Source organism: Xanthomonas sp. SHU 308 (assembly GCF_000364645.1).
Lineage (GTDB): Bacteria > Pseudomonadota > Gammaproteobacteria > Xanthomonadales > Xanthomonadaceae > Xanthomonas_A > Xanthomonas_A sontii.
In genome coordinates this window covers 1-12702 of sequence record NZ_AQOK01000199.1, presented here as the reverse complement: position 1 = coordinate 12702, position 12702 = coordinate 1, and the positions used below count along the sequence as shown (strand labels likewise).

7 protein-coding genes are annotated in these 12702 nt (G+C 70.8%); all 7 read right to left on the bottom strand.

What is annotated here, in order from left to right:
- The coding region (locus D588_RS0107865; RefSeq protein WP_017915582.1) for a Ca2+-dependent phosphoinositide-specific phospholipase C at positions 1-1018 on the bottom strand (1018 nt) is incomplete at its 3' end.
- Positions 1019-1101: 83 nt separating this feature from the next.
- Positions 1102-3816 carry a TonB-dependent receptor gene (locus D588_RS0107860; protein ID WP_043083907.1) on the bottom strand — a complete coding sequence of 905 codons (2715 nt, stop codon included), beginning with the start codon at positions 3814-3816 and terminating at the stop codon, positions 1102-1104.
- A gap of 447 nt (positions 3817-4263) precedes the next feature.
- The gene (locus tag D588_RS0107855) at positions 4264-6213 is read right to left on the bottom strand and encodes an alpha/beta fold hydrolase (RefSeq protein ID WP_017915580.1); all 1950 of its coding nucleotides are present in this window, start codon (positions 6211-6213) and stop codon (positions 4264-4266) included.
- Complete coding sequence (locus D588_RS0107850; protein WP_051067849.1) at positions 6210-7190, bottom strand: DUF4105 domain-containing protein; 981 nt, start codon at positions 7188-7190, stop codon at positions 6210-6212. Before D588_RS0107850 ends, D588_RS0107855 begins: the two co-directional genes overlap by 4 nt.
- A gap of 59 nt (positions 7191-7249) precedes the next feature.
- Positions 7250-7825, bottom strand: a complete 576-nt coding sequence (locus D588_RS0107845) for a TetR/AcrR family transcriptional regulator (RefSeq protein ID WP_017909185.1) — start codon at positions 7823-7825, stop codon at positions 7250-7252.
- Positions 7826-7908: 83 nt separating this feature from the next.
- The gene (gene ppc, locus D588_RS0107840; protein WP_026143494.1) at positions 7909-10623 is read right to left on the bottom strand and encodes a phosphoenolpyruvate carboxylase; all 2715 of its coding nucleotides are present in this window, start codon (positions 10621-10623) and stop codon (positions 7909-7911) included.
- A gap of 160 nt (positions 10624-10783) precedes the next feature.
- Positions 10784-12702: prolyl oligopeptidase family serine peptidase (locus D588_RS24275; RefSeq protein WP_017915577.1), on the bottom strand; the 1919-nt coding region annotated here is incomplete at its 5' end.

Sequence of the window (12702 nt, the reverse complement as noted above, 5' to 3'; positions counted from 1 at the left end):
GGGGGGGGAGCCAGTAGCCCAGCCGCTGCGGATCCGGCGCGCCGGCGTAGTAATCGGTGCTGATCCATTGCGCGCCGGCCTCCAGCGCTGCCTGCGCGCGGCGGCGGTCGTGCGCGCGCGCCTCGCGGCCATCGACATCGGCGCGCGTGCGCACCACGAAGCCCTGCGCGACCAGCGCGCGGATGCGCGGCGCCTCGGCCAGCGGATCCTCGATCGACAGCACCGCCGCCTCCGGCTGGTCCGGCGCGTACCAGCCGAACATCATGCGGCCGCGCAGCGATGGATGATCCTGTCGATACAGCGCCTCGTGCCGCGGATTGCCGTCGAGCACGAACAGCATGCGGCCACGCGCCTGCGCCACCCGCGGCCAGGCATGCGCCAGCACCGCGTCGCGCAGGCTCGGCGCGTCACCGCGCACGTCGTCGGGCACGATCAGATGCGCGCGCCCTACCACCTCGACGATGTCGCGGTCCAGCGCGTCCAGAGCGTGCGCGTCGAACGCGGAACGGTGCGGCCACAGGCCCGGCACCGGATCGAAATCCACCGCATTGACCAGTACCACCAGCGGCGCATGCCGAGGGTGCGCGCGCGACCAGGCGGCGAGGATCGCCAGGCAGTCGCGGAAGCGCAGGCAATGGCTGGCGTAGTCCAGGCCCGGCTGGTGCAGGACCTTGGCGCCCGGTGCGCGCATCCTGGCGCGGGTCGCCGCATCGGCACGCGCATACGGTGCGGCATACAGGCCGCCGCGCGGGTCGGCGGCCACGTCGAGTTCGAGTTGCCGCAGCCCCAGCGCGAGCTGGGCCTGCAGCGAAGGATGGCCATAGGCCAGTGCCGGCCATTCGGCCGCGTCGTGCGCCTGCAGGCGCTGGCGTACCTGCGCGGTCGGCACCGGCCGATAGCTGTTGTGCGAGCCGAGCAATTGCACCTGATCCAGGCGCAAGCCGTCGATCGGCACCGTCGCCGGTGCCGGGCTGGCCGCTCCCGGCAGGCCGATCAGCGCCAGGCAGACGAGCAGCAACGCGCGGCCGACGACGCCCCACCCGCCGCACGGCGCAAGGCCGTGCGGCGGCTGGCGACGTCCCGCGTGCGCAAGCGCCCGCTTCAGAACGTGTACTTCACGTTCAACAGCGCGGTGCGGCCGGCATCGACGATGTCGGAGATCGCGGTGCTGTTGTGGCCCACGTGCGCCCAGTAGCTCAGGCGGTTGGTGAGGTTGGCCACCGACAGGTCGGCGCGCAGGTGCTCGTTGAAGGTGTAGCCCACGTGCAGGTCCACGCGCGTGATCGGCTTGACCCACAGGTCGTCCCAGGTGGCGCCGCGGTTGTAGTAGTCGTACACCGAGACGTACTCGCCGGAGTAGTGGTAGGCCAGGTTCACCGACAGCGGGCCCTTCTCGTAGAACAGCTCGGCGTTGGCCATCAGGTCGGGCGCGTTCTGGATGCGCTCGTCGTGGAAGCCGTCCATACCCAGGTCGACGCGGGTGGTCTGGCGGGTGACGTTGGCGCCGATGCCGAAGCCGTCCAGCGGTGCCGGCATGCCCTGCAGGGTCTGCCGCACCGCGGCCTCGAAGCCGAGCACCTTGCCGTCGCCGCCGTTCTGCGGACGCACGTAGCGCACATTGCCGGCGCCGGTGCTGGTGCCGGCGTTGGCCGGATCCGAGCCGCTCTCGTAGATATAGTTCGTCAGGCGCTTGTAGTAGCCAGCCAGCATCGCGTGGCCACCGTGGCCGTTGTCCCACTCGCCGGACAGGTCGACGTTGAGCGACTTGATCGGCTTCAGGTCCGGATTGCCCTCGGTGATGACCGTGGTGCCGTCGCTGGAGACGTCGTAGTTGGCGCCGCCGCCGAGCTGCACCAGCGCCGGCCGGGTGTAGCTGGTCCACACCGAGGCGCGGTACACCGCATTGCCGTTGCCCGGGCGGTAGTTCAGGAACACGCTCGGCAGCGGCACGTCGTAGCTGGTGTGGTTGCTGCTGAAGAAGCCGGGCAGCTCGTTGCCGCTGGCGTCTTCGGGCATGGTCCAGAAGGTGTTGCGGATGCTGGTGTGCTCGAAGCGAACGCCCGGGATCACTTCCAGGTCGCCGGTGCGGAACGTGGCCATCGCATACGCCGAGGTCACCGCCTCGTCGCCACGCATGGTCGCGCAGTTCTGGTTGTTGATCGCCAGGCTGCCGCAGGTGTCGAAGCTGGCCGCGGTCAGGTGCTGGGCGATCATCGTCTTCAGCCCGCCGTTGCTGAGCTTGACCGTCGGCCATGCGTACTTGCCCGGGTACACCGAGTCGTACTGGCCGACCACCAGGCCGGTGTCGCGCAGCAGGGTGCCGTCGGTGAACTTGCTGTTGGTCCAGTCGCGCGAGGTGAAGTCGCGGGAGCTGTCGACGTACTTCACGCCGAACTGGATGTTGCTCAGCGCGCCCTGGTCGAAGTCGTAGCGCACGTCGAACTTGGCGCCGCCCTTGGTCTGGCCGCTGTAGGACTTGGTCAACTGGCCGTAGCGACGCGCATACAGGCTGCCGATGTCGCTGGCCTGGGCCTGGATCGCCGGGGTCAGCAGCGGCTTGGGGAAGCCGTCGCCGTCGTAACCGGAGAAGGTGCTGGCGCCGCCGTACGGGAACTGGGTGGAGGCGTACTGGTCCACGCGCGCGGAGATTTCCACGTGGTCCGGGCGATCGTTGTCGCCGTAGCTGTAGAACAGGTTCGGCGACAGCGTCCAGTTGCCCAGTTGCTTGTCGGCGCCGAACTGGAAGGTGGCCAGGTCCGCCACTTCCGGGTTGGTCTCGTACCAGTAGCGCACCGCCACGCGGTTGATCTGCGGCTGGTACACGCCGGTGGTGCCGATCTGCGCCAGGCTCACATTGGCCGGTACCAGCTGGGTGTAGCCGGTGTTCTGCTCGGTCTTGGCGTAGGCGTAGGTGGCGCGCGCATACAGCTGCAGGCTCGGGTCGACGTGCCAGTCGAAGGACACGTTGCCGCCGTAGCGCTTGGTGTCGCCGGCGGAGTAGCCGATGTTGGCGCCGGTGGCCATCAGCAGATCCTGCGGATCGTAGCCGGGCGCTGGCTGGCCGCTGGCCGTGGTGCGCGAGAAGTACTTCTTGCCCCAGTCGCCACGCGAGGCGGCGGCGTTGGCCACTTCGCTGTTCACGTAGTGGCGCTCGTCGTAGTACGCGCTGGTGTACACGCCGAACTGGTTGTCGGTGCCGAACTTGGCGTGGAATTCGCCGGCCGCGCCCTTGCCCAGGCCGTCGTCGCCGTAGTCGCGCGCACGGCTTTCCATGCGCCCGCTGGCGGTGACGCTGCCGCCCATCGCCTCGCTGTAGTCGAAGCCGCTGGGGGTGCGGTAGTCGATGGTGCCGCCGATCGCGTCGCCGTCCATCGCCGCGGTGGAGGTCTTGTTCAACACGATGGTCTGCAGGCCCGACGGCGGCAGCAGGCTCAGCTGCACGCTGCGGCTGTAGGGCAGGCCCTGGGCCACGTTGACGCCGTTGATCAGGTTGACGTTGTACTCGGCGTTGAGGCCACGCACCGAGGCGAACATGCCCTCGCCGCGCGCGGCGCCGTCGACGCCGCCGAAGTACGACTGCCCGGTGTTGACCACGTTGACGCCCGGCAGCAGACCCAGCGCCTCGGCGATGTTGTGCACGGCGGTGTACTTCAGGTCTTCGGCCGACAGCACGTTGGCCGTGTTGGTCGCGGCCATCTGCATGTCCGCGGCGTTGTAGCGGGTGACGGCGACGGTGATCTTGTCCAGGGTCTTGGCGCTGGCGTCGGACGCGGTGGTCTGCGTCTCCTGCGCATCCTGCGCCTGGGCCAAGGCCATCGGCGCGACACCGAGCAGCGCGGCGGCGATCGCCAGTGACAGGCGTTTCTGAAGATGGATCGAGTGCGACATGAAAAATCCGAACGTAGGCGCGACCAACGGAACGGGCCGCAGGCCGGGCATGGAGGGGAGAGAGGCCGTGATCGTGTTCGCGGCGGCGCGCATTGTTGGCGGACGCGGCTGCAATTTGATGACAACGATGTCATCTGAAACCAAAGCCTGGCGATTCGGCGCGTTTCCTGCGCAATTCGGCACAACTGCGGCGCTGCTTGCGCCGCGATGCAGGGGTGGCACTCAGGAGCAAGCGGCGCGTCGGGCGCTCGGGTCAGGTGCGCGTCGTCGCGCGCGCAGGCGATTGCGTCGCCCGTCTGCGGATTGGCGCGGCGCGACCACGCAGCGACTCCGGCGTGCGACGACGCGAGCGCGCGGCCCACGTCGCGGGCGGCGTCAGCGCGGCGCGGCGGCGTCCGCCTGCAATTGCGCGTGCAGGATGCGGCGGATCTCCAGGATCGCCTGCGGGGTCTCCTGCACGCTGTGGCCGGAGGTGATCACCAGTTCGGAGACCGCGCCCGGCAGATGCGCGCTGCGATACGGCACCAAGCCGTCGTCGGAGTCGGCCAGCGGCACCGCCGGATCGCGGCGGGCGATGATGGTGTGGTAGCGCACCGCCGACGAAATCGGCAGGTCCGCCGCCGCGCGCACGAACGGATCGGTGTCGCGCAGGTTGTCGATGCTGTTGGGCACGCGCACCGGCGCGCCGTCGGGGCCGTCGATCCCCTGCAGCAAGGTGTTCAAGCGATCGAGCAGCGTCACCGGCAGGCGCACCAGGCGCCCGGCCAGGCGGCCGAGCCGCCCTTCGGCGAAGGTGGTGCCGCGTTGCGGCGCGGCGATGAAGATGGCGCGGTCCACCTCCGGCAACGGCGCGAAGCGCAGCAGCGGCTGCAACTGCGCCAGCGCCTGCGGGTCCAGCGGACGCCGGTCGCCGCGCGCGCCGATCAGATCGTTCCACAGCGTGTCGCCGGAGTCGCTGACCAACAGGCGCCCGATCACCCCGCCCATGCTGTGGCCGATCAGGACCATGTGCTGCGACGCCGATGCCTGCCCCTGCCGATCGAAATGGCGCAGGGTCTGCTGCACCAGCGTCTCGATCTGCGCGCGGTTCCAGGCGATCGGCATGTTGGTCGGGTAGTAGACCTGCCAGATCTGGTAGTGGCGGCGCAGTTGTTCGTCGCCCATCAGTTCGTTGGCGACGTTGACCCAGGCCTCCGGACTGCTGGCCAGGCCGTGCAGCATCAGGATGATGCGCCGGTCCGGATCGTACGGCTGCATCAGGTACAGATGCGGCTGGTCGATGCCATCCTCGCGGCCGAGCATGGAGCGCAGCGACTGCCGCGCGAAGCCGGCACGGGCCAGCCACAGGCCATAGGCCGCAGTGAAGTTGGCCGCCAGCGGCAGGCGCTGGCCGTGCACCTCGACCTCGCCGTCGCGGTACGGATCGTAGGGCGCGACCACCACGCTGCGGGTGTCCAGCACCTGCGCCAGGCTGTCGCCGTCGAAGCGCAGCAGCACCGTGGTCGGCGCATACGGCATCTCGCTGAACGCAGGCGCGTGCAGGTTTGGCGCGGCCTTGGCGGCCGCCGCCGCGGTCGGATCGCCGACCTTGGCCGGCGCAATCTCCGCGACCAGTTCGGCGCCGAAGCCGTCGCGGCGGTAGGTGCTGCGCAGGCCATCGAAGCGCAGCGTCGACGCCGGCAGCATCGCGTCCGGCCGTGCCACGCCACCCGGCAAGCGGAAGCTGCCCATGTCCGCGCGCACCTGCCAGCCGGCCGTGCGCAGCGTGTCGTCGTCGTGCAACTCGCCGCTGGCGCTGCCGGCGCGCCAGCGCAGGAACAGCTCGCCGACCACCTGCTGCACGGCGTAGTTGTAGTAGTCGCGCACCTGGGTCTGCCGGTCCTCGAAGGCGCGCGCACTGGCCGGGCGCTGGGTGTAGAACAGGTAGGCGTAAGCGTAGCGCGCCGCCTCCAGCCAGGCCTGCAGCGTCGCGTCGTCCAGCGCCCTCGCCTGCCGCGGCGTGCGCACATTGGCCGCATGCACCCACAGCTCCGACAGGGTCGCCAGCCGCCGCTCCTGGTCCAGCCCCTGCAGGGCGCGCAGCTGCGTGGCGCAGGCCGCAACGTCGGCCTCGCAGGTCTTGGGGTCGAGCGCGAGCACGCGCAACGTCTCCAGACTGGCATCGCTGAGTTTGCCGGTGCTGAGCACGTCGCCGCGCTGGGTGGCGATGTAGTCGGCAGCGCTGCGCGACTGCACGCTGACCATCGCACAACCGCTGCCGAGCAGCAGCCCGGCAGCCAGCAGCGCGGTGCCCGCGCACCGCGCAAGACGTAAGTACCGGGTCATGGCGCGACGGCGGGATCGTCGCCGGGAATGCCGGCGCGGATGCGCGTGGAGAAGTCGTCGCCAACGCCAGCCGCGCGCGCGCGTTCGCCGATGCGGCCGCGCGTGCGCAGCGTGGCCAGGCTGTAGCCGGGCATGAAGCCATGCTGCGCATAGACGTAGGACGGCAGGTAGCCGGACAGCAGCAGGCGCACATCGAGCGGCAGCGCCGGATCGAGCTTGCGCGCCAGTTCGAACACGATGGTGGTGCAGTTGCTGGTGGCGGTGTTGTAGAACCGCGGCGTGCGCTGCAGTTGCTGCGCCCGCGCCACGTAGCCCAGGAACAGCTGGCGCAGTTGCGCACGCGAGAGGTTGAGCCGGTACAGGTACACGTCCTCGCCGCGCACGTTGCTGCGCACCGCCAGGATGTCGCGTTCGTCGGCGGCCACCATCACCTGCTCGAAATTGCGGAAGAACCCGGCCAGCGCCGAGAACGCCTCGCCGCGCTCCTTGCGGATCTCCAGCGAGAACACCACGCGACGGCCGTCGTCGAAGCCGAACGAGACCAGGGTGTGGGCGATCGCCGGCCCCATCCAGTACGACAGCGTCAGGTCCGCCGAGGCCAGCCGCTCCAGGTCGTAGCGGCGCGTCTCCCAGCGCGGGGTGTAGTCGTGGTCGCTGCGCCAGGCGAAATTGCGCACGTTGTGCAGGGTCACCACGTGCCCGTCCACCTGCGGCTGCAACAGTTGCGCGACATCGTCGGCCCAGTCGCGGTTCTGCTGCGGCTGCAGCGCCGACCAGCCCACCGCCATGCCGGCGCAGCCGACCGCGAACAGCAGCGGCAGCACGCGGTACTCGCGCGGATGCCGCAGCCCCCACAGCGCCGCGCCGCCCAAGGCGGCCCACAGCAGCGCCGAGCCGTAGCGCACCACCGCGCCGGTATGCGGCAGATAGCTCAGGAACAGCGCGCCCCACAGGCTGGCGCCGAGCACCGCCAGCATCGCCAGTGCGTGCGCCAGCCGCCATGGCCAGGCGCGTCGACGCGCGGCGCCGTCGGCGCTCACAACTCGGCCGCCGCCGCGGGCGTGGCAAGGGCGTGGCACAGCAGGCGGCAACAACGCTGCGCCAGCGCCTTGCGTTCGGCCTCGTCGCTGCCGCGCTGGCAGGCGCCGAGCATGTCCATCGCCAGGGCCAGGTCCTGCTCGCCCAGGTCCGGGCGGCACAGGCCGGCGGCGATCGCACGCTGCAGGTACGGCAGCAGGATCGCCATCGCCCGCGTATGCGCCGCGGCGATCGTCGGATGCTCGCGCGGCATCGACCGCCAGTAGTCGGCCAGCGGCGCCGACATCGCGATGTGTTCGGCGACGTCGTACATCAGCAGGAACAGTCCGTCCGGCCGCGTGCCGATCTCGCGCGCGCAGCCCTCCAGGCCGTCCAGGCCGCGTTCCAGCAGGGCGGCCATCAGTTCGGTGCGGTCGGCGAAATGACGGTACAGGGTGGCGCGGCCGAGGCCGGCGCGCTCCACCACCAGTTCCAGCGGCGCCAGCACGCCGTGCGCGCAGAACACCTCGTCGGCGGCGTCCAGCAACAGGCGGCGGCGGTGGGCGGTATCGGCTCGCATTTCCATGCGCGGCATTATCGGACAATCTTGTCCGCTTGCAAGAGAATCACGGTCGGCCGCCGCCGGTACCCACCGACGGCGCCCTGGAAGCACTGGGCTCAGCCGGTGTTCTGCACGCCCTGGGCGACGCCGTTGACGCAGGCCACCAGCGCCCGCAGCAATTCCTCGTCTTCGCCGTCGGTGGCGCGCCAGCGCTGCAGCAGGTCCACCTGCAGCACGCTGATCGGGTCGATGTACGGATTGCGCAGACGGATCGACAAGGCCAGGCGCGGATCGTGCTGCAGCAGCGACGACTGCCCGGTCAGCGCCTTCACCCAGCCCTTGGTCAGCGCCAGTTCGTCGCGGATGCGCGGGAAGAAGCGCGCGTGCAGCGGCCCGGACAGGCGCGAGAACATCTCGGCGATGTTGAGGTCGCCCTTGGACAGCACCATGGCGATGTCGTCGAGGAAGGTGCGGAAGAACGGCCAGTCCGCGGCCATCGCGCGCAGCGCGTCCTCGTGGCCGGCGTCCACCGCCGCCTGCAGGCCGCTGCCCACGCCGTACCAGCCCGGGATCACCGCGCGCGCCTGGCTCCAGGCGAATACCCAGGGAATCGCCCGCAGGTTGGACAGCGCCGCATCCTGGCCGAGCCGCCGCGACGGCCGCGAGCCCAGGGTCATGCGCTCGATCACGTCGATCGGCGTGGCCAGGCGGAAATAGCGCATGAACTCGGCATCGCCGACGAAGCCGCGGTACGCCTGGCTGCTGTGCTCGGCGACCAGGTCCATCACCGGCCGCCAGCCGGCCTCGCGCGCATCGGCCGCACGCGGGCGCAGGCTCGACAGCAGCACCGCGCCGGTCATCTGTTCGAGCGAACGCAGCGCCAGCGCGCGGATGCCGTACTTGCGGTGGATCACCTCGCCCTGCTCGGTCACGCGCAGGCGCCCGTCGACGCTGCCGCGCGGCGCCGCCTCCAGCGCGCGCGTGGTCTTGCCGCCGCCGCGCACGATCGAGCCGCCGCGGCCGTGGAAGAAGGTCAGGCGGATGCCCAGTTCGGCCGCCGCCTCCAGCAGTTCCACCTGCGCACGCTGCAGGCCCCAGCGCGAGGCGGCGATGCCGCCGTCCTTGCCGCTGTCCGAATAGCCGAGCATCACCATCTGCACGTCGTCGCGCGCGGCCAGGTGGCGACGGTAGACCGGGTCGGCCAGCAGGTCGCGCAGGGTCGCGGTGCCGCCGCGCAGGTCGTCCACGGTCTCGAACAGCGGCACGATGTCCAGCGGTACCGCGCCGTCGGCATCGACCAGGCCGCCGCGGCGCGCCAGCGCCAGCACGGTCAGCACGTCGGCGCGGTCGTGCGCCATCGAGATGATGTAGCTGCCCAGCGCATCGGCGCCGTGCCGCGCGCGCGCATCGGCGAGCGCGGCGAACACCGCGTCCAGCCGCGCATTGCCTTCGTCGTCGGCCGCCGGCAGCGCCTGTTCGCCGCTGGCGTAGGGGCCGAGCAGGCCTGCGCGCGCTTCCACCGCGCGCGCGTCCCAGTCCTGCGTGTCCAGCGCGGCGGCGACCGCGCGCGCGTGCACGCTGGACTCCTGGCGCACGTCCAGCCGCGCCAGGTGGAAGCCGAAGCTGCGCACCCGCCACAGCAGGCGCCGCACCGCGAACCAGCCGGCGTGCAGGCCCTTGTTGGCCTGCAGGCTGTCCAGGATCAACTGCAGATCGCTTTCCAGTTCGGCCGGCGCGGCATAGGCACCGGGCGCGTCGTCCAGGGTCGCCTGCAGGCGCGCGCGCATCAGATCGTTGAGCAGGCGGTACGGCATGTCGCCATGGCGCGGCCGCGAGCGCGCCGCGGCTTCCGGCAGCAGTTGCCGGTAACGCTCCAGTTGCTCCAGCAGCGGCGCGCTGACCGCGACCAGGGTGGTCGACTGGCTGAGCAGGCTGGCGAGCTGCCACAGTTCCTTCAGATAGCGCTCCAGCACCGCACGCCGCTGCGCGTCGAGGGTGGCGGTGATGGTGGCGGCATCGACGTTGGGGTTGCCGTCCATGTCGCCGCCGACCCAGGTGCCGAAGCGCAGCAGACGCGGCAGGCTCAGCGCCTGCCCGTAGGTCTGCTCGATGGCGTGCTCCAGGGTCTCGTACATCACCGGGATCACCCGGTACAGCACCTGGGTCAGGTAGAAGCCGACATGCTCGCGCTCGTCCTCCACGGTGGGACGTACCGGCGAGGAATCGGCGGTCTGCCACGAGGCGGTCAGCGCCATGCGGAAGCGCGCCGCGTCGGTGGCGCGCTCGCCCGGGGTGCGCAGGCCGTCGAGGTTGTCGACCAGGCTGGCCACCATCAACTGTTCCTTCTCCAGCAGCGCGCGCCGCACCGCCTCGGTCGGGTGCGCGGTGAACACCGGCTCCACGTCGATGCGCGGCAGCCAGTCGCGCAGTTCGTCGATGCCGACGCCCTGCGCCTTGAGCCGGCGCAAGGCGTCGAGCAGGCCGTCCGGCTGCGGCGTGTCGGCGCTGCTGCGCTGGTAGTCGCGGCGGCGACGGATGCGGTGCACGCGCTCGGCGATGTTGACCACCTGGAAATAGGTGCTGAAGGCGCGCACCAGCGCTTCGGCATCGCGCGGTGCGCGGCCGGCGAGTTGCTCGCTCAGCGATGACAGCGGCGCGGCGCGCTCGCGGCGCGCGATCGCGGTGGTGCGGATGCGTTCGATCTCGTCGAGGAACTGCGCCGAGACCTGTTCGGCGAGCAGGTCGCCCACCAGGGCGCCGAGGCGGCGCACGTCGTCGCGCAGGGGAAGGTCGGGGGTGGCGAAGACGATGCTGCTGCGGGACTCGTTCATCGGGAAACGCATGGCTCGACAGTGGGGGCGCCGCAAGCCTAACCGAAAAGGGATCGCGTTCCCGTCGGCCGCACGACGGTTTCAAAGCGAACCATTTGCACTGCACAGCAGCGCCCTGCGCCACGGCGGCACGCACGTGCGGCCGTGGCGCAGGCGCGGCTCAGCGCGGTGTGGCGCCTGCCGCAGCCGGCGTGGACGTCGGCGTGGGCGCCGGTCCCAGATAGGTGCGCAGCCAGCGCTCGCTCTCGGCCAGCATCTGCAGCACCGACTCGCGCGCGCGGTAGGCATGCGCCTCGTTGGGCAGCATCACCAGCCGCGCGGTGCCACCGTTGCCCTTGATCGCCGCGTACATGCGCTCGCTCTGGATCGGGAAGGTGCCGGAGTTGTTGTCCTCGGCGCCGTGGATCAGCAGCAGCGGATCCTTGATCCGGTCGGCGTAGTTGAACGGCGACATCGCCTGGTACACCGGCTGCGCCTGCCAATAGGTGCGCTCCTCGGACTGGAAGCCGAACGGGGTCAGCGAGCGGTTGTAGGCGCCGCTGCGGGCGATGCCGGCCTTGAACAGGCGCGTGTGCGCGAGCAGGTTGGCGGTCATGAAAGCGCCGTAGGAATGCCCGCCGATGGCGATGCGGTTGCGATCGGCGACGCCGCGCCGCACCACCTCGTCCACCGCCGCCTGCGCATCGGCGACCAGTTGCTCGACGTAGGTGTCGTTGGGTTCGCGCGCGCCCTCGCCGACGATCGGCATCGACGGATCGTTGAGCACCGCATAGCCCAGCGCCAGGAACGCCTGCGGGCCCCAGTAGCCGATCGCGTTGAAGCGGTACGGCGAATCGGTGACCTGGCTGGCGGCGTCGGCGGATTTGAACTCGCCCGGGTAGGCCCACATCAGCATCGGCAGCGGGCCGTCGCGCTTGGCGTCGTAGCCCGGCGGCAGCAGCAGGGTCGCGGTCAGCTCCACCCCGTCCTTGCGCCGATAGCGGATCTGTTCCTTATGCACGTCGCGCAACTGCGGCGTGGGATGGGTGAAATGGGTCAGCGCCACCGGCTCCGCGTTCGCAGCGTCGAGCCGGTAGAAATTGCGCGGCTCCTGCGGTGTTTCGCGGGTGATCAGCAGGCGCTGGCCACTGGCGTCGAGCAAGGCCTGCGGCACCGCGTAGTACGGCGCCTGCGACTGGAACAGGCGCGTGCTTTTCCGCGTGTCCAGATCGTAGCGATCCATGAACGGTCGATCGCCCTGCGGGGAGGCGCCTTCGCCGCGCAGGAACAGGCTGTGGCCGTCGGCGGCGATCAACAGGCGCGGGTTGCCGGCCGCATCGCGCTCCGTCACCGGCGTCCCCGGATCGGCATAGCGATCTTCCTGCGAACGCTGCACCAGCAGCTGCGGCGCCTGCGCGGGATGGTCCGGGGCCACGCGCCATTGTCTGGTCTGGCGCGTCTTCCACCAGAACTCGTCGATCAGCGCCAGGTCGCCGCGGCCCCAGGCGATGCCGGCGAAGCGCGACTGCAGGCGCGCCAGCGTCACCGGCGGTGTCTTGAACGGCGCCGCCTGCATCAGCACCGCGTCGCGCACCGCCGCTTCGCGCGCGGGGTCGCCGCCGTCCTGGGCCTCGGCCCAGACCAGGGTGGCCGGCGCGTCGCTGCGCCAATCGATGTCGCGCACGCCAGTGCGCACCGCATCGTTGCCGGTCGGCAGGCCTTCCACCAGCGGCAGCTGCGCCACCGTGTGCACCGGCTTGCCGGCGCGGTCCAGCACCTCGATGGTGCGCGGGAAGCCACTGGCCGGCACTAGGTAGGAGAACGGCCGCTGCAGGCGCTGCGCCAGCAGATAACGGCCGTCCGGCGACGGCGCCAGCGACAGATACAGGTCGGGAGACGCGATGCGCTGCATCCGCCCGTCGACGTCGACCAGCGCCGGCTGCGCGCGTAGTTGATCGTCGAACTGGCGCGCGTCGGCCTCGTTCTTCAGCAGGTCCTGGTAGGTGCGCAAGGCGGTGGCCCCGCCACCGGCGGTCTGCTGCACCGCCGGCCCGGTCGGCACCGCGTCGGCGGGCGGCGCCGCGCCCTGCGCCTGCGGCT